The following is a 17,805-nucleotide window of genomic DNA, read 5'->3' on the forward strand; positions in this document are numbered from 1 at the left end:
TGCGCAAGCGCGTGCTCCTCGCCGCGTGACCGCCACCCTCCGCTGGCACTGTCAGTGATGGTCCGCCAGCTCAGCACGGAAAGTGATCCAGAACCCGATTTCAGCCGTTGCCGACAGCTCCGCCCACGCGGAGGTCACCCGACCGCCCCGTACCTGATCCACGTCGTGCAGCTGTCCGCTCCGCCCACGCAGGGGTGGCCCCGGCGACGGGTTACTCGAGTACACGGTGAAGGCATCGGCCCCGCCTGCGCGAAGGAGAGCAAGGGTCCTGGTGCCGACGTCCGCGGCCTTCGTGACATCAAAGCGCATCATCAGACTGAGAGACAGTCCAGCGCTGAGAGCCGGTCCGTCTGCGCGGAGGTGCCCCACGAGTCAGCTACACCCCCCGAATGTGACCGTGTCCGCTCCGCCCTCGCGGAGGTGACCCGGCGTCCACGCTCTGAGTCGCGTACCACCGCCCGTCCGCTCCGCCCGTACGGAGGTGCCCCGATCGGACCGGGGCGCTCGGCCGGCTACCGGATGTCCGCTCTGCCCGTACGGAGGAGTGCCTCCTGCACGGTGAGAGTTCCTGGGTAGCTCTTCACCGCGGTGCTGTCCGCGAGCCATGGCACCATGGGCAGCGAGTGCTCTTTGACACCACAACAGCACTGCCGACCCGACACTGCGGCACAGTCAAGAAACCGCAAAGGCCGCGCTGCGCCGCAGGTCGCGAAGGGTCCGCTCCGCCCGCGCGGAGGTGACCCGCCCTGCACCGCTACGGCCCGACGCCGACCGGGGTCCGCTCCGCCCGCGCGGAGGTGACCCGGAAGGCCGGGGCGCGAACCGGGCCGACACCTAGTCCGCTCCGCCCGCGCGGAGGTGACCCGGTCCGGGCGCCTAGACAACTCCCGGACCTCGTGTCCGCTCCGCCCGCGCGGAGGTGACCCGTGCCAATCTGGTGCACCCCCTATTTCCGCAGCGTCCGCTCCGCCCGCGCGGAGGTGACCCGTCGGCGTCGAACGCACCCCACGGCAGGAAGGTGTCCGCTCCGCCCGCGCAGAGGTGGACCCGCTCCCTCGTGCGGCGGCACCAGGTCGTCGCCGCGACCTTCGCTCAGGTCACCGGGTTCGGCCAGCCCGGGTGGGGACGGCTGAGGCCGGGGTCAGGGAGTCGGCGGCGGTGTGATTTGGCAGACCACGACGAGTTCCAGGCGCGGAACGACGTAGTCGGTGAGCAGGCCGCCACCGACGTCGAGGTAGCGCATGGGTTCCCCGCTGCCTTGGTAGGAGGTGCCGTCCAGGTAGAGCGCCTCGGCGGCGCGGACGAGTTCGGCGGCCCGTTGTCCGATGGCGGTGAGGAACTCGGCGGGGGCGCCGGCGGTGACGTGCTGCTCGCTGGGGAGGTACTCCCAGCTCCAGGTCACGCGGTCACCGCCGCGTAGGCGGCGCGGTAGATCTCGGCGACGGTGGTGGCGTGCTCTCGGCACTCGTCGACGGTGCCGGCGTGGTTGGCGAGGTAGTTCGCCCGGTGGAAGGCCTGGGCGGTGGCGGGGTGCCGCTCGATCTCCACGGCGGTGGCCCAGTGGGCGACGAACGAGCGGATCGGCTGGATACTCCCGGTCTCGATGGCCTCGGCCATCGCCCTCGTCTGCCCGTCGACCATCTCCGGAAGCCGGTCCGGAGCGACGACAGCCAGCGCGGCCTTGAGCGCGGCCGGGTTCTGCTCCGGCCTCGGAATCAGCTCGACTCCGTCGTGCACTGGCTGACTCATCACGGCACTCCTCCCCTCCGATGCGAGACTACTCGGCAACCACCCCGGAGCGGGTGCCCGCACCGCAAGCAGCCTGCTACCGAGCCCGCCCCGCCCACACGAATGGCGAGCACCAGCACGTCGTCCTCCGCCCGCACGAAGGCGCCCAGGAAGCTCCCGACGACGCCAGCGGTCCGCTGTCCGCAGCGCGTGGCACGACGAACCAGCGCTCCTTGACACCACAACAGCACCATCGACCCGACTCCACACCACGGTCAAAACAGCAAAGACCATACTGCGCCGCAAGTCGCGAAGGGTCCGCTCCGTCCGCGCGGAGGTGCCCCGAACTCAACAGCGGTCTCGGTCACCCGGCCATCGTCCGCTCCGCCCGCGCGGAGGAGTGCCTCCTGCACGGTGAGAGTTCCTGGGTAGATCTTCACAGCGGTGCTGTCCGTGAGCCGTGGCACCATGGGCAGCGAGCGCTCTTTGACACCACAATAGCAATGCCGACCCGACACTGCGGCACGGTCAAGAAACCGCAAAGGCCGCGCTGCGCCGCAGGTCGCGAAGGGTCCGCTCCGCCCGTGCGGAGGTGCCCCTGCCCCAGCAGCCTGACCCCGCCTCCACGCGCGGTCCGCTCCGCCCGTGCGGAGGTGCCCCGTTGTCCGCCGCGATGATGATGTGACCGGTGTTGTCCGCTCCGCCCGTGCGGAGGTGCCCCGACCGCGTTCGACATCCTGTTCGCCACCCCGGAGTCCGCTCCGCCCGTGCGGAGGTGCCCCGTCGGATGACGATGGCGGAGAGCCGGGCGGCGAGTCCGCTCCGCCCGTGCGGAGGTGCCCCGCGACCGATCATTCCGCCTCGCAGCTGCGATGGGTCCGCTCCGCCCGTGCGGAGGTGCCCCGGCCGAGTACAAGGTCGCCGCCGCCCGCCTCGCGTCCGCTCCGCCCGTGCGGAGGTGCCCCGCTCGGGCAGCTCCTGCTCCAGCGCGGCGGTAGGTCCGCTCCGCCTGTGCGGAGGTGACCCGGCGCGTGCCGGCCTCGATGCGGTGATCGGGTTGTCCGCTTCGCCCGCGCGGAGGTGGCCCGGACTGGCGTGCCGTGGTCAACGAGGAAGTGCTGTCCGCTTCGCCCGCGCGGAGGTGACCCGCCGAGGCCGAGTTCTTCCACCAGGTAGTCCTGGTCCGCTCCGCCCACGCGGAGGTGACCCAGGCAAACAAGGTGCCTTGGTCGCTGCGGGTTGTGTCGCTATCGGCTCCGCCAGCGCGGAGGTAACCCGCTCCCCAGCACCAGCCAACTTGCCGCTGAACAGTCCACTCCGCCGGCGCGGAGGTGACCCGTCCAGGAGGCGGCTGGCGGCCTCTGACTGCACGTCCGCTCCGCCTGCGCGGAGGCGTCTCAGTGCCGGCGGTGCCGTCGTCGCCCTGTGTGAGGTGTGCGGAGGCGACCCGCCGAGGGAGTCGCGCAGGCCGGAGAGGACTTCGGCTGTTCCGCCAGAGCGGAGGTGCCCCGTCGGGCGACACCCTGTTCGAGATCGGCCAGCGATCCGCTCCGCCCACGCGGAGGTCACCCGCTCGCCGCCGAGCGCGAGGGAATCGCAGCATGGTCCGCTCTGCCCACGCGGAGGTGGCCCGGTGAGGCCGTTGTGGACGTCGGCGTTCCACAGGTCCGCTCCGCCTGCGCGGAAGTGACCCGGCCGCCGCCCGGGCATGGCTGATCAAGAACCCGTCCGCTCCGTCCGCGCAGAGGTGCCCCGCTCACGGACGGCAGCGAGGAGACCACGTTGACGTCCGTTCCGCCCGTGCGGAGGTCCCCCGCAGCGCCAGGACGCCACGCTGGCCGCCGTCCTGTCCGCTCCGCCTGCGCGGAGGTGACCCGCCGATGATGTCGCCGTTGTCGTCGCGGATCGGGTCTGCTCCGCCCTTGCGGAGGTGCCCCGATCGGACCGGGGCGGTCGACCGGCTACCGGATGTCCGCTCTGCCCGTACGGAGGAGTGCCTCCTGCACGGTGAGAGTTCCTGGGTAGCTCGTTCACCGCGGGGCTGTCCGCGAGCCGTGGCACCATGGGCAGCGAGCGCTCCTTGACACCACAACAGCACAGCCCAGCCTCTCCATCACGGTCAACAAATTGGCAAAGGCCGCACTGCGCCGCAAGTCGCGAAGGGGCCGCTCCGCCCGTGCGGAGGTGCCCCGGGCGGCCGCCCGGCCAACGACGGCATCGTGGCGTCCGCTCCGCCCGCGCGGAGGCACGAGGAGCCTCCCGAGGTCCGCTCCGCCTGCGCGGAGGTGCCCTGCTGCCCTCAACCGCCGGCCTCATCGAGCGCTTGTCCGCTCCGCCCATGCCCCACCACCCCCCGAATGTGACCGTGTCCGCTCCGCCCGCGGAGGTGCCCCGGACATGAAGCCGAAGGACAAGCTGACCCTGCTGTCCGCTCCGCCCGCGCGGAGGTGCCCCGGTCGGATTGGCCTCCAGGTCAGCCTTCGTGGCGTCCGCTCCGCCCACGCGGAGGTGCCCCGGCTCGGGGGGTGCGGCCGTTGAGGACGAGTACGTCCGCTCCGCCCACGCGGAGGTGACCCGAACACCCAGGCGAGCACCTTGGAGTGGGTGAAGTCCGCTCCGCCAGCACGGAAGTGCCCGCCGGTTGAGGTCGATCTGCTCTGCCCGTGCGGAGGTAGCCCGACCTGCGCGGCGTACTCCACCGTGTTCGGCCCGTCCGCTCCGTCCATGCGGAGGCGGCGGTCAAGAAACTGCAAAGGTCACGCTGTGCCACAGGTCACGAAGGGTCTGCTCCGCCCGCGCGGATGGCCGGGCGGATGGCCAGCACCAAGGGGTCGTCCTCCGCCCGTGCGGAGCCGGCCTGACGATGCCGACGACGGCGACCAGGCTCTGGAGGTCCGCTCCGCCCGCGCGGAGGTGCCCCGTCGCGGCGGTTGGTCACGAGGAGCCTCCCGAGGTCCGCTCCACCTGAGTGGAGGCGACCCGCTCGCCGACGCCACCAGCGACGCCCAGGCCGTGTCCGCTCCGCCGGCGCGGAGGTGGTCAGATTCCCTGGGGCATGTTCGGTTCCAGGTCTGGTCCGCTGGTTTGGGTGGTCAGCCTGTTCGGCCGAGGTGGATCACGACGATGGTGACGGTGGCCTCGGTGATTTCGTAGATGACGCGGTAGAGGCCGATGTGCATCCGGCGCAGGTCGGGCGAGCCGTATTCCGCGGTGCCCTGCGGGCGGGGGGTGTCGGCGAGCAGGTCGACGGCGTCCATGACCTGGCGCAGGCCGTCGGGGTCGTCCTTGAGGAAGCGGGCGGCTGCGTTGATGGCCGGCTCGTCCCAGATGATCGTGTGGTTCAAGCGGCGGGTCCCAGGCCGAGCTGGGCGCGGACCTGCTCGTGCGGTACGGCGGTGGTCTCGCCGGCGGCCTGCCGGGCCCGGTACTGGGCCAGGGCGAGGGCGTCCTCGAGGTCGGCCAGTTCCTGGGGGTTGATGAGGACTGCGGCGGGCTGGCCGTGGTCGGTGATGGTGATGCGTTCGCGGGCGTGGGAGGCACGTCGGACCAGCGTCCCGAGGCAGGCCCGAGCCTCCGTGATCGGTAGGGTGTCACTCATGTACTAAACTGTACACTTCATGCAGGTTCCGTACAGGGTGAACCACCCGGCCTTTGTCCCCGCCGACTAGGTTCCCGGTGACCTGTGGGTTCGTTCCGCCCTCGTGGAGGTGACCCGTGGATCGAGGCCACTGCCACCGTCGTCTTCAGGTCCGCTCCGTCGCGCGGGGGTGGCCCCAGCTTGTGCACCCCGGCTCCGGTGGGGTCGGTGATCGGCCCCGCCCGCGCGGAGGTGCCCCGTAGTACATCCCGAACTGGACCAGGGAGAAGACGTCCGCTCCACCCGCGCGGAGGTACCCCGGCGCACTCGACGAAGCGTTGCTGCGACTGGGTGTCCACTCCGCCCGCGCGGAGGTGACCCGCTCCCCAGCACCAGCCCAACTTGCCGCTGAACAGTCCGCTCTGCCTGCGCGGAGGTGGCCCGTGGCCGCACCGCTGGTGGGGCGCCTGCTGGATGTCCGCTCCGCCCGCGCGGAGGTGACCCGGTCCTGCGCAAGGTCCCGACCCCGAAGCCCCGTCCGCTCCGTCCACGGACGTGACCCGCTCGGCGCGGAATCGACCCCCCACTCAAGACGTCCGCTCCGCCCGTGCGGAGGTGGCCCGATCAGCCCCGCGCCCGGGCTCTTCGGAAACCGGTCCGCTTCGCCCGCGCGGAGGTGCCCCGCGGTTCCCAGGCCACATCGCCGCCTGGTGCGAGTCCGCTCCGCCCGCGCGGAGGTGCCCCGCGCTTGAGCCGCTTCGAGAATGTCGTGCGCGCCGGCCGTGCGCCACTGGTCCGCTCCGCTCGCGCGGTGGTCACCCGCTGCCCGTCGGCAGTGCGTCTGGGTCGGTCTGGTTCGCTCTGCCCGCGTGGAGGTGCCCCGAGGTTCGGGTCGGTGGCCTTCTGAACGAGGCGTCCGCTCCGCCCGCGCGGAGGTGCCCCGATCCGTTCCCAGCGCCGGACGGCGAGGAGTTCGTCCGCTCCGCCCGCGCGGAGGGACCTGTCCTTCGAGCGGGAATCGAACTGAATGCGCTGGCACACCCTCGGGTCTATAGCTGCAGGTCAGGATGTATCGGCCCCGCCTGTGCTGAGGTGGCCCGAAGCGGCTTGCCGAACTCCATGGCGGCCAGGCCGTCCGCTCCGCCCGCGCGGAGGTGACCCGGACGGCGACAAGGGCACCGCCGGGTTCAGCCTGCCCGCGCGGAAGTGACCCGTCCTTCGACGCCTGCCCGCGGGACGAGAAGAGGTCCGCTCCGCCTGCGTGGAGGTGACCGGATCGGGCCGATCGTCTGGCCGAGGGTGGTCCCAGCTCGCCTACGTATCGGTCCTGCCTGCGCGGGCGGTGGCCCCGCGAAGACCGCGCCACCGCCCGCGACACGACCATCGGCCCCGCCTGCGCGGAGGTGGCCCGGGCTCCTCAACGACTGATCGGACTCGGGCTCGGTCCACTCTGCCTGTGCAAAGGCGACCCGTAGTACCCGATCTCGGTCACGGAACACCCCTCGGCCCGTTCCGCCGCGCGGAGGTGACCCGATGCCCACCCCGGCAGAGGTCTCCGCACTGCAGTCCGCTCCGCCCACGCGGAGGTGACCCGACATCCTTGCCGATGTCCTGGACATCATTGAGGTCCGCTCCGCCCGTGCGGAGGTGCGGAGGTGCCCCGTGGCGGCCTACCAGAACTGCGGAAGCAGCCTCATCCGCTCCGCCGAACTGCTCTGCCACCCCCACGTCTGGCAGTTCATCGGTTCACGCGCGGCGGCCGCCAGCCCGCACTTCCAGTTCCCCGCCGGCGTCGCCCAGGAGAAGACCGACATGGTCACCGTCCTGCTGCCCGGCCCCAGCCTCATGGCCGTCATCAAGGCCCTCTACAGCGCCTACTGGACCGCCGGGAGCGACCTGACCAGTATCGAGGACCGCGCCCTGGCCCTGCCCTACTACACCGCCATCACCCACGAGGTCCGCAAGACCCAGCCGGTCGCGCCCGCCTGCTGAGCAATGCCCTCGACACTGTTGACAACATCGCCATCGCCACCGCGGCGGCCGCCGCCGGCCTCGCGGCCTGCCTCGCCGACCAGGTCACCACCCAGCTCCGCCGACCGCTGCGCCACCGCCTCGGCGTCCCCGCCTACGGGTACGCTCCCGCCGTTTCGGCGCCTGCGCCGGCGCCGTCGAGGGAGCAGCTCGCCGAGGAGGTCACCGCCGACGCCGCACACCGCGCCGCCACCGGAGCCCACGGCCTCGACCGCAGCGGCGGCAGCCTGACCGAGGCCGCCAACTGGACCGGCGCCCAGGACGGCACCGCGACGTGCGAGCTGCCCAGCGGCGCGCACCTGCTGTGCGTCCCCTCCCCCGCCGACCAGCACGGCTACAGCACCCGCACCTACCTGCTCGTGCGCGACGGTGAGCAGCAGATCCAGGTGAGCAGCATCAGCGAGCTGGTCGCGCTCCTGGACAACACCACGGCCGGCGCGGCACAGCCCGCCGACGACGAGGACCAGGCCGACGACCCGTGGTCCACCCTCGGTGAGGAACTCGCCATCGCCGAGCTCTGCCCCGTCGCGGCCGTCGACGAGGACGACGAGGACCAGGTCGACGAGGACGACGAGGACGACTACCGCGACCAGGAGGCCGAGGCCCACGCGGCCGGCCTCCTGTAGTTCGACAGCACCTCGGCAGCGGGCCGGCCTCCACCGAGGACCGGCCCGCCGCTCCCTCCCCCACCCCGCCGCTCAGATCAGGGAGACCACAGCCATGGCCCGCACCGCCACCTGCCGCACCACCCACAAGCCGGTCCTGATCGCCCTCCCGATCGTCTCCTCGGACCCGTACGCCGGACCCGCCGGCCGCCGCCACTACACCTGCACGCCCTGCGAGACCTCCTGGGCCGGCGGAGAACAGGACTGCTTCAACTGCGGAAGGCCGGCCACCGGCGAACACCCCAACATCACCGCCGCCCTCCAGCTCCTCCTGCACCGCCCCACCGCCAGCCACGCCTGACCACCCGCCAGCACCCCGGCCCGACCCTCGCACCCCAGCGGGCCGGGCCGACCCGTCGAAGGAGACACACACCATGACGATCACGCCGATCCCCCGCCGCGGCCTCTACGCCACCAACCCCGACGAGCGGCTGCGCCCCGGCACCCCGGACCAGCCCTGGGAGCTGTGGCTCACCGGCCCCAACGCCCTCCTGCCCATGCCCGACCTCGCCACCGCCCTGATGGCCGCCGCCGAACACAACGCCCACTCCACCGACCTGGACGACGGCTCCCCGCTCCAGCCCGTCAGCTACGCCATCGTCCTCCAGTACGGCTGGGCCTGGCGGCGCCGGGGTGTTGCCGCGTCGTCCGCCAAGGTGGCGGTCCCGTCGCTGTGCTGGACCGCCAAGTGCTCAGTGTGCGGCGACGTGATGGAGCACGAGTTCATCCCCCACCACGCCAGCCCCGAGGACGCCGCCGACGATGCGGTCGGCAGCCAGGAGTGGAGCCAGCTCCCCGACGGGACGCTGGTCTGCGAGACGCGCGACGAGGCCCACGACGACGCCCGCGCCCAGGCGCTCCCCCAGGACGACACGGCCGAACCGAACGCCAACCAGCTCACCTTCCTGTAGGCCACAACCTGACGGAGGACCATATGCACCGACCCGTCATCGTCCCCAGGCCCGACAGCCCTGCCTCCCAGGCGGTCGGTCTGGACCTGGATGGCACTATCCACATCGACCAGGGGTGGCAGGGCGGCCGCCCGACATCGTGACCGAGCGCGCGAGGAGGGTGTCGAGAGGATCAAGGAGATGACCGGCGGGATCGGCGCGGACAGCGTGCTGGAGTGCGTCGGCACCGCCGAGTCGATGCGGCAGGCCCTCCACAGCGCCCCGCCCCGGCGGCTCCGTCGGCTCCGTCGGCTTCGTCGGCTTCGTCGACGTCCCGCACGAGGTCGCCCTCGACGGCCAGGAGCTGTTCTTCTCCCACGTCGGCCTGCGCGACGGCCCCGCCCCCGTCCGCCGCTACCTTCCCCGACCTCAACGCGCGCGTCCTGTCGGGCCGCATCGACCCCGGCAAGGTCTTCGACCTCACCCTCCCGCTCGCCGAGGTCGCCGAGGGCTACCAGGCGATGGACGAGCGCCGCGCGATCAAGGCCCTCCTCAAGCCCTGAGCGCGACGGCCGCCCGTGACCGCCCCGACCACACGCACCCTGCCGCAGCGCCCACCCGACTTGAGCTTGCTCAGGTGGCAGGCTTCGTCGGCCGGACCAGAGCAGTCCAGGTCCCCGCCGACCGCCTCGACCGACGCCTGGCCGAACAGCTCCGCACCCGGCGGCACCATCCACGACCCGCTGGGCTGGCTGCTCGCCCGGGGGCTTCCCCAGCGGCAGGAGTGCGGCGACGCACGGTGCGACGATCGAACACTTCTCGGCACAGGCCGGAACTGCCCGCGCTGCGAGGAACGGCAGGCCGACCGCCGCGCCCAGCGGCGCGCTGGTGCAGCCGAGATCGACGCGGCAATGCCGCACACCTGCGAGACCGAACGTCGAAAGGAAACCGAACAGCGCCTTCACCGGGATGTCACTGCCAGGGCATGGGCCCGTGAGCGCGAATGGGAAGAGCTTCGTGCTCGTCGGGCCGCTGCGGCCGCCAGCTGTGCGCCGACCGCCTGATCCTGGCCGTCGTAGCCCCGGAACCCCGGATTGGCGCGGTAGCTGACGGTGGCGGCTGCCCCGCAGGTGCGGGGAGGACTCGGCCACGGTGCTCAGCTCGGCCGCGCCGACCGGCTGACCCCCGCAGGTGCGGGGAGGACACTCGGGTGGACAGCCCCAGGGAAGAAGTCGCCGGCTGACCCCCGCAGGTGCGGGGAGGACCCGAGGCCGTCTCCACCGGCGGGTCGCGAGAGCGGCTGACCCCCGCAGGTGCGGGGAGGACAAGAACGGCTTCACCCTCCACCTGTCCGGCACCGGCTGACCCCCGCAGGTGCGGGGAGGACACTTCCTGACGTGCAGCGCTGTAACACCTTTGCAACTTCTTGACCATGCCTGCCGAGCCGAACACGGGCGGCCGACCCCCATCCGCTTGTTGATCCGTCAAGCAATACCGGACATCGTGCCATGGTGCCCCGCCCCAGGGCGCCGAGCACCTCAAGTTCCGAACCCTCACAACTCAGCATCCATTGGGAATCAAGTGACTTCGCGAACGCCAACTCGTCCAATCGCAATCACTAGCCAGCGTTCTCGTGCGCCCATTCCCCCCTCCGCAGCGCGGACATCGCCACACACCGGAAACCGGAACGCAGGAAGGCCGCCGGACGAACAACCGTGTTTCTACGGAAAGCCAGGTCCATGGGTCGCCGCTTGTGCTCCAACACACGCGGGTCGTGTCAGGCTCCGAGTCGATCATCTGGAATGCTGTCCCAGTCCGCCGCCCACGGCTTTGAGCGGCGGGCGTCCGCAGTACCGGGCGAACGCCGTCCGGGAAGCCCACGGAGAGAACGGAACATCATGAAGCCATCTGTGCTTGTCGTGTCCACTGACCCCCAGGGGTCCGCCGTCGTCTGGGCCGAGCGGGTGGGGGACAACCTGCCCTTCGACTTCATGGCGGCGCACGAGCAGGCCGAGCAGCTGGTCCACCTCAAGAAGACCGGCGCGAAGATCCACGTCATCGCCAACCAGAAGGGCGGCGTCGGCAAGACCACCACCACGGTCAACCTCGCCGCCTGCACGTTCGACGTCCTCGGCGCGAAGGACGAGTACGAACACATCTTCATCGACACGCCGGGCACCCTTGCCGACGAGGAGATCCTGCGCCGGGCGCTGGAGATCGCGGACGACGTCCTGGTCCCGATGATCACCGAGCCGCTGTGCTTCGACCCCACCGCGCGGACCATCCAGAAGGTCATCGAGCCGATGGGCATCCCGTACCGGGTCGTCGTCAACAACTGGGACCCCCGCGACGGCCGTGCCGACCTCGAGGACACCGAGGCGTACATCGCGGCGAGGGGCTGGCCCCGCGCCAAGACCGTCCTGCGCCGGTACAAGATCCACTCCCGGGCGGTGGCCGAGGGAACGGTCGTCACCCAGTACAAGGAGAGCGGCACCGCCTTCCGGGCCCGGGAGGACTTCTTCCGCCTGTCCCTCGAGCTCGGTTACGGGGGTCGCTGATGGCAGGCCGTCGCGTCTCCTTCGCGTCGATGGCCGCCGACCCGGTCGTCGCCGCCCCGGGTGTGGACAGCCCCAACGACGCCCCGGCACGGTGGGTCCCCACCGCCAACTGCCTGCCCAACCCGCGCAACCCGCGTGACGAGCTGGGCGACCTCTCCGACCTGGCGAGCATCAAGGACCGCCAGCTCCAGAGCTGCCTCGCCGTCACCCCGGCCGCCTACCTCCGGCTGTGGCCGGAGGACCGACAGGTGCTGGGTGCGGGCCCGGATGACGTGGTCGTCGTCAACGGCAACCGGCGGCGGGCCGCCGCACAGCTGTACGGACGCGAGAAGCTGCTGGTCGTCGTCGACGACGCGGTGGCCGAGTCCAAGGCGACCCTGCTGCGGGCGGCACTCGACGAGAACATGGCGCGCAAGGACTTCGACCCGATCGAGGAGGCCAACGCGGTCCTGCTCATCGTGGCGCAGTACCCGACCGCCAAGGAGGCCGCCGAGGCAGAGGGCTGGTCCCAGAGCTGGATCTCGCACCGCAAGAACCTGCTGAAGCTCCACCCCGAGCTTCAGCGCCAGGTGCGGGCCAAGGCGCGCGGCGAGGAGGGCGTCTCCATCAACGTCGCCCGCCGACTGGGCTCGGTGAAGGGCATCGAGGAGATGTCCCTGGCCGAACAGACGCTGGAGCTGGAGCAGCTTCTCCAAGCGGACGCCGACGCCGTCGCGGCCAGGCGAGCAGCGAAGCAGGAGGCCAAGGCCGCCGCCAAGGCACCCGCTGCCGCGCCGGCTCCGCAGCCAGTGGTCCAGCAGCCCGCAGCCGCTCAGCCCGCTGCGCCCGCCGCTCGACCGACTGCTGAGGTGGTGACGCCCACTCCTGCCGCAGACCGGCCGGAGCCCGCGCCCCGCAGCCCGCTTCCGAGCGCTGAACCGGCTCCGAGTGCTGACCGATTTTCCGCGGAAAATTCCGAGCCCCGCCCGATGCCGGAGCAACGGGCCGTCGCCTCGTCGGACGAGCAGCCGGCGACGGCTGTCCCGGATGCGGATCTCGGCGACGTCGACTGGCACAACGTCGAGGAGCTGGCAGACGCCATCTGCCGGACCCTCTCGGCCGATGAGGCCTACCGCCTCGCTGACGCCCTGGCCAACCGTCTGCTGACGACCAGCAGCTGACACTCCCTGGTGCCCTCCCCCACCATCCGGTGGGGGAGGGCACCAGGCTTCTGCCACAAGCTGGACTCCCGCAGGCTCACCTACACCCGTCAGAGCCCGCCGGGCTGCGGGTACATGGCAGGATGTCCGATGTTCCTTGACCTATCAACAGCTCGGCCGACTTGCACTTCACGCAGTTGGCAACGGGGCCGCGCTCCAGCCCGAGGCCAACAGTCAAAAAATGGCAAAGGCCTCGTTCCATTGCAGGTCAAAAAGGGTCCTCCCCGCACTCGCGGGGGTCAGCCGATGTTCGGCCTGCAGGTGCTCAGGCACCGCAAGTCCTCCCCGCACTCGCGGGGGTCAGCCGTCAGCGTTGAATCGGTGCCGGTTGAGGATTACGCCCCCCGAAGCCTTGAGAACAAGCGACGGCCCGAAAAGTCCTCCCGATCGGCCTGAAAGCTATTAGTGACGCGGCGCGCTACGGGAGCGCTGCCGGTGCGTCGGGGTCTTCGCGGGGCCAGGTGTCGCGGTCCTCGAGGTGGCGGTAGACGGGCAGTTCGGCGGCGAGGACGTCGAAGTGGGGCAGGTCGGCCCACAGGGCGCGGTCGCCGATGACGTAGAGGCGGCGTTTGGCGCGGCTGGCGGCGACGTTGAGGAGGTGGGGGGTGCGGGCGGCCCAGGCGCGGGCGCCGGGGCGGCCGGCGCCGAGCAGGAGGATGACGACGTCGGCTTCCTTGCCCTGGGCCTTGTGGACGGTGGCGCAGCGCTCCTCGAGTACGTCGAACGTCCAGCCGGGGTGGGTGCGGCAGGTTTCGCGGGCTTCGCGGACGAGGGCGCGGAAGGGGGCGATGATGCGCAGGCGTTCGGGGGTGACCCCCTGCCGGTGGAGGCTGCGGAGGACGAAGTCGAGGGCGCGGCGGTCGCGTTCGGCCCAGGGGTCGTCGCCGTTGCGGGTGGGGTCGGGGGTGTCGAGCCAGCGGCTGGGCAGGAGGCCGTCGCGGTCGGCGTCGGGGAAGGGCTGGGGGTGGGTGCCGTAGACCATGAGGCCGTCGTAGGCGACCCGGTTGCTGATGGTGAACATGGGGTCTTCGCAGCGGCGGTGGACGCGCAGGGGTGAGCCGACCCAGACGGTCTCGTCGTCGCTGCCGGTGGGGTCGGGCAGGTAGGTGCCGTAGCGGTTGACGCGGTCGGCGACGGCTTGGGCGGAGGTGGCGGCGGGGAGCCATTCCTCGTCGACGCCGTGGGCGAGCAGGAGGCGGCGCTGGAGCGCGGTGGGCATGGTGACGACGGGTTCGAGCTGGAGGGGGTCGCCGACGAGGACGGCGCGGCGGGCGCGCCAGAGGGCGCCGACGGCGGCCTGTGGGGTGGCCTGGCCGGCTTCGTCGACGAGGATCCAGCCGATGCTGCCCTGGCCGAGGCGGGCGAACATGCTGCCGATGGAGGAGAAGGTGGTGGAGACGACGGGGACGAGGAGGAAGAGGGTCTGCCAGGCCTGGGCGACCTGTTCGTCGGGGACGGGGCCGCTGGTGCCGGCCATGAGGTCCATGAGGACCTGGAGGGTGCCGCGGATGCGCAGGGCGTTGTTGGCGACGAAGGCGCGGTGCAGGTCGAGGGCGCGCATGAACAGGTTGCTGCGGGCGACGCACCAGGCCTCGTCGGACCAGGGGGAGCCGAGTTCCTGTTCGGGGTCGTCGAGGTGGGTCCAGTCGAGGGGCAGGCTGGGGAGGGTGGTGGCGGCCTGGCGGAGGTCTCGGTGGGCGGCGTCGAGGGCGGCGGTGGCGGTGGCCAGGTCGTGTCGGGCGGCGGTGGCCGCGCGCCGGGCCTGCTGGACGGCGTCGTGGGCGGCGGATTCGGCGGTACGGGCGGAGTCCTCGCGGGCGTGGGCGCGGGTCAGGGCGGTGGTGGTCTGGGTGAGCGCGGTGGTGGAGTCGGTGTGCTGGTCGCCGGCGAGTTCTTCGGCGTGCACGCAGCGGGCGATCTGGTCGTAGGCGTCTTCCAGAGCGGTGCGCTGCTGGACGAGCAGGTCGCGGATCTCGGTCTGGGTGCGTTCGTGCTGCTGTTCGGCGGCCTGGCGTTCGGCGGCGCTCTGGAGCAGTCGGCGCAGACCCGCGCGCAGGCCGGGTTCGGCGGTCGGGGGTGCTTCGTGTCGGGCGGTCAGGGCGTCGACGTACTGGCGGTGGTGGTGGGCCCGTTCGCGGGCGGCCGCCAGGTCGGCGCGGACGGCTGCGAGGGCTTCGCGGGCCCGGGGAACGCGTCGGGCGGCGGCCTGGTGAGCCGCTTCGGCGGCCGCGGCGGTGGATCCGGCGGTGACGGCGGCCGTGGCGGCGTCGGTGTGCCGGGCCTCGGCGGCCGCGACGCGCTGGTCGGCGTGGGAGACGGCGGTGTGCAGGACGTCGAGGCCTTGCCGGGCGCGGCCTGACTCGCTGTCGGCCAGGGCGGTGGCGAGGCGGGCGCGTTGGGTGCGCAGGCGTTCGACTTCGGTCTGGGCGGCTTTGAAGGCGTCGACGGCGTCGCGCCAGGAGGGAACGGGCTGGGTGGGGACGGGCTGGGTGGGGCTGGCTGGGGGCGGGGCTCCGTCGCCCGGTGCTGTGCGGGCGGGCCTCGGGGCGTGAGCCGGTTGTGGGGCCCGGGAGGGTCTCGGGGTGCGGGGCGGGACCCAGTCGCTCAGGATCGTGTTCATGCCGCGCAGCGGGGGCAGCCCGGCGGCGGTGCGCGCGTCGGCCTCCTTCTCGGGCAGGCTGCCCCACCAGAAGCGCTGGCCGAATTTCGTCCGGTTGGCCTTGTTGCCGAGAACGGCGGCGACCAGGCCCCAGGCGGGCGCGCTGTCGAGCAGGGCGGAGGCGAGGTCGGAGAAGTGGTCGGGGCCGCCGTGCCAGTGCTCGTCGCGGGCGGAGGCGCCGGGAAGTTCGGCGGTGACGTTCTCCACGGCGCCGTTGTTGGAGGAGGTGACCACGATCTCGTAGCCGGTGAGCTTGGGGTCGAGGGCGGCGACGTAGCGTTTGTGGCGGCCCTGGCGGTCCCTGCCCTGCCAGGCGCGGCCCACGAAGGCGTCCCCGGGCCGCTGGTAGGACGCCATCACCGTGGCCCGTTCGACCACGAGGGCGGCGACCAGGTCGCGCAGCATGGTGGTCTTGCCGGTGCCGGGCGGTCCGTTGACGGAGAACAGGCCGCCGTCGGTGCCCTCGCGGTCGGCGAGCATGCGGTTGACGGCGAACTGCTGGCTGAGCGCCAGCGGGTGGCCTGCCTTGGCGGGCCACCGGCCGGCGGGTACGAGGGCGGGGGCGACGCCGTCGAGGACGGTGCCGCGGTCCTGGCGCAGGTCGGTGCGGGCGTGGACGGCGATGGCGCTACGCGAGGTCAGGTAGGTGTCCAGAGCGGGGCCGAGGCCGGCGCCGTCCGCTGTGAGGGAGTCGCGGACCCGGGCGAGGTCGGGCGGCAGAAGGCTGTTGAGGAACGGCTGGCTGGCGGCGGGCTTGACGGCGGGATCGCGGGGAAGGCGGACGAGGTGGCTGCGGATGCGAATCACGCGCGGGTCGAGGCGGTGCTGGACGCCGCAGAGGTGGGCGATCTGGGCCGTCAGGGCGACGAGGTCGGCGAACGCGACGGGACGGGCGTCGGGGGCTTCCGCGGGCGGTGGTGCGTCGGTTGTGGTGGTGGCGGGATCGGCCGGATCCGCGGCCTCGGTGGGCGCGTGACCCTCGATGGCACCGTCCTGTGCCGGACGGCGGGCCGCCACCCATTCCGCGACCCGCCGCACCAGCGGCTCCGTCGCCCCCTGCACGGCGGCGCCCGCGACCTCGCCGAACAGCGCGCCGACCGCCGCCACCGCGGCGCCGCCCAGGACCTCGGCGAGCACCTGCTGCCAGGAGCGGCCCGCGGGGTCCGCCAGTGTGGGCGCCGGCCCCGTCGACCGGAACACCGACAGGCCGTACGGGCCCGGTGCGGGACGCCTCCCGGCGGTGTACGCGATCGGCGCGGCGGCCAGCTGACCCACCGCCACCTCGAACGCCTCGCCCAGTTCCTCGAAGCCGTCCAGCCAACCCGGCGCCGACGGCCCCGGCTCGAACAGGCGCCCCGTCGCCCAGGCGCACGCCGACACCACCGACGTCCCCTCCACCGGACGCCCGTGCTCGTCCAGGACCAGCGCGAACATCGCGCTCCGCCCCGACAGCTCCAGCTCCTCCTGCGGGACCCCGGGATCCGGCTCGGTGCCCTCGGGCAGCACCGCGATCATCGCCCGGCGCAGCAGCTCCAGGTCGAACACGCCGCCGTACACCTCGTGCCGCCACACCATCCCGTCCGGCGCCCGGTGAGCGGCCGTCTCCGGATGCCCCGCATCCCACGGCAGCACGGGCGCGGCCTGGCCCGCGGTCGGGGTGAGGTCCACGACCAGGGCATCGGATGCGCGCAGCCTGCCCGCACGGCGCTTGCGGGGGATCTCCGAGATCGTCGGCGGACTGAACAACTCGATGGCCCGCCAACACTCCAGCAGGTCCGCTACCCGCCGATCCCGCCCCTGTCCGCCCCGCATGCCACGCCCCCGTGTCGAACCCGCGGCCCATGGCCGCTTCGTGTGCCGATCAGCTGGCCGCAGAATCTACCGGACGGCGGCCGGTGGAGCTGAGACACCCGGGTGGCGGGTACGGGGGGGCGGTCGGTCGCTGGTCACCGCGATCGTCTGCCAACCGCCAGAGCTGCACAGGCCCGCAGGGGCGGACCCCGGGAAGATCGGCCGCATCCCGGTCGGGTGTCACCGGCAGGTGGCACGATGGAGGCAGTTCTTTGACACCTCAACAGGTCACCAGCTTCCGCCGCTCGCCGCCATCCAAACTGGTCAAGAAATGGCAAAGGCCGTGCTGCGCTGCAGGTCAGAAAGCCTCCTCCCCGCACCCGCGGGGGTCAGCCGGGAGTCGGCGGGCCGCTGTTCGGCCCGGATCTCTCCTCCCCGCACCCGCGGGGGTCAGCCGATTGAGCTCCGGCAGCAGGCCGACAAGCTGGGCTCCTCCCCGCACCCGCGGGGGTCAGCCGACCGACCCGATCAACGAGAACCCCGGCCAGGACTCCTCCCCGCACCCGCGGGGGTCAGCCGGAAGTCGAACTCGCCGTCCACGCCGCCGCCGACTCCTCCCCGCACCCGCGGGGGTCAGCCGTCGGAGATGGTGCAGTACCGGTGGCCGGTGCCCTCCTCCCCGCACCCGCGGGGGTCAGCCGGACCAG

11 protein-coding genes, 1 pseudogene and 2 CRISPR repeat arrays (1 of these 14 only partly in view) are annotated in these 17,805 nt (G+C 72.2%); of the genes and pseudogenes, 7 read left to right on the plus strand and 5 right to left on the minus strand.

All coding sequences use genetic code 11. From position 1 onward, the window contains the following. Nucleotides 1–715 precede the first annotated feature (715 nt). Nucleotides 716–1,050: a CRISPR direct-repeat array (repeat unit 29 nt). A gap of 91 nt (nucleotides 1,051–1,141) precedes the next feature. From ACZ47G_RS21345 to ACZ47G_RS21360, 4 genes are all read right to left on the minus strand, one after another. Further along, the gene (locus ACZ47G_RS21345; RefSeq protein WP_465744844.1) at nucleotides 1,142–1,402 is read right to left on the minus strand and encodes a hypothetical protein; all 261 of its coding nucleotides are present in this window, start codon (nucleotides 1,400–1,402) and stop codon (nucleotides 1,142–1,144) included. Beyond that, nucleotides 1,399–1,749, minus strand: a complete 351-nt coding sequence (locus ACZ47G_RS21350) for a hypothetical protein (RefSeq protein ID WP_465744846.1) — start codon at nucleotides 1,747–1,749, stop codon at nucleotides 1,399–1,401. The genes ACZ47G_RS21345 and ACZ47G_RS21350 overlap by 4 nt, the downstream gene beginning before the upstream one ends. 3,071 nt (nucleotides 1,750–4,820) lie before the next feature. Then, complete coding sequence (locus ACZ47G_RS21355) at nucleotides 4,821–5,072, minus strand: type II toxin-antitoxin system RelE family toxin (protein ID WP_465744848.1); 252 nt, start codon at nucleotides 5,070–5,072, stop codon at nucleotides 4,821–4,823. Beyond that, nucleotides 5,069–5,326: a type II toxin-antitoxin system Phd/YefM family antitoxin gene (locus tag ACZ47G_RS21360; protein WP_380644853.1), complete on the minus strand. Its 258-nt coding sequence runs from the start codon at nucleotides 5,324–5,326 to the stop codon at nucleotides 5,069–5,071. The genes ACZ47G_RS21355 and ACZ47G_RS21360 overlap by 4 nt, the downstream gene beginning before the upstream one ends. Nucleotides 5,327–6,967: 1,641 nt before the next feature. On the opposite strand from ACZ47G_RS21360, the gene ACZ47G_RS21365 reads away from it, so the two are divergent. From ACZ47G_RS21365 to ACZ47G_RS21395, 7 genes and pseudogenes are all read left to right on the plus strand, one after another. Next, nucleotides 6,968–7,297: a hypothetical protein gene (locus ACZ47G_RS21365; RefSeq protein WP_465744850.1), complete on the plus strand. Its 330-nt coding sequence runs from the start codon at nucleotides 6,968–6,970 to the stop codon at nucleotides 7,295–7,297. Between the two features lie 398 nt (nucleotides 7,298–7,695). Beyond that, the gene (locus tag ACZ47G_RS21370; protein WP_465744852.1) at nucleotides 7,696–7,962 is read left to right on the plus strand and encodes a hypothetical protein; all 267 of its coding nucleotides are present in this window, start codon (nucleotides 7,696–7,698) and stop codon (nucleotides 7,960–7,962) included. 94 nt (nucleotides 7,963–8,056) lie between these two features. Next, nucleotides 8,057–8,302 (plus strand): hypothetical protein, encoded by a 246-nt coding sequence (locus ACZ47G_RS21375; RefSeq protein ID WP_465744854.1) that lies wholly within the window; start codon nucleotides 8,057–8,059, stop codon nucleotides 8,300–8,302. A 73-nt stretch (nucleotides 8,303–8,375) separates the two neighbouring features. Then, nucleotides 8,376–8,912 (plus strand): hypothetical protein, encoded by a 537-nt coding sequence (locus ACZ47G_RS21380; RefSeq protein WP_465744856.1) that lies wholly within the window; start codon nucleotides 8,376–8,378, stop codon nucleotides 8,910–8,912. Between the two features lie 133 nt (nucleotides 8,913–9,045). Beyond that, nucleotides 9,046–9,454 (plus strand): annotated as a pseudogene (locus tag ACZ47G_RS21385) (zinc-binding dehydrogenase); the annotation flags it as partial. 1,356 nt (nucleotides 9,455–10,810) lie between these two features. Then, nucleotides 10,811–11,449, plus strand: coding sequence for a ParA family protein (locus ACZ47G_RS21390; protein ID WP_465744858.1), 639 nt, complete (start codon nucleotides 10,811–10,813; stop codon nucleotides 11,447–11,449). Continuing rightward, the gene (locus ACZ47G_RS21395; protein WP_465744860.1) at nucleotides 11,449–12,609 is read left to right on the plus strand and encodes a ParB/RepB/Spo0J family partition protein; all 1,161 of its coding nucleotides are present in this window, start codon (nucleotides 11,449–11,451) and stop codon (nucleotides 12,607–12,609) included. The genes ACZ47G_RS21390 and ACZ47G_RS21395 overlap by 1 nt, the downstream gene beginning before the upstream one ends. Nucleotides 12,610–13,066: 457 nt before the next feature. Here the strand turns inward: ACZ47G_RS21395 and ACZ47G_RS21400 are convergent, their stop codons facing one another. Then, nucleotides 13,067–16,975 carry an AAA domain-containing protein gene (locus ACZ47G_RS21400; protein WP_465744862.1) on the minus strand — a complete coding sequence of 1,303 codons (3,909 nt, stop codon included), beginning with the start codon at nucleotides 16,973–16,975 and terminating at the stop codon, nucleotides 13,067–13,069. Nucleotides 16,976–17,465: 490 nt separating this feature from the next. Then, nucleotides 17,466–17,805: a CRISPR direct-repeat array (repeat unit 29 nt; unit sequence CTCCTCCCCGCACCCGCGGGGGTCAGCCG); it runs 115 nt beyond the window's last position.

This window comes from Kitasatospora sp. NPDC030952 (genome assembly GCF_055571335.1).

Bases quoted from the DNA above. Each gene is read 5' to 3' on its own strand.
- ACZ47G_RS21375 (WP_465744854.1), top strand. From the start codon at position 8,057: ATGGCCCGCACCGCCACCTGCCGCACCACCCACAAGCCGGTCCTGATC.
- ACZ47G_RS21350 (WP_465744846.1), bottom strand. From the start codon at position 1,749: ATGAGTCAGCCAGTGCACGACGGAGTCGAGCTGATTCCGAGGCCGGAG.
- ACZ47G_RS21380 (WP_465744856.1), top strand. From the start codon at position 8,376: ATGACGATCACGCCGATCCCCCGCCGCGGCCTCTACGCCACCAACCCC.
- ACZ47G_RS21360 (WP_380644853.1), bottom strand. From the start codon at position 5,326: ATGAGTGACACCCTACCGATCACGGAGGCTCGGGCCTGCCTCGGGACG.
- ACZ47G_RS21395 (WP_465744860.1), top strand. From the start codon at position 11,449: ATGGCAGGCCGTCGCGTCTCCTTCGCGTCGATGGCCGCCGACCCGGTC.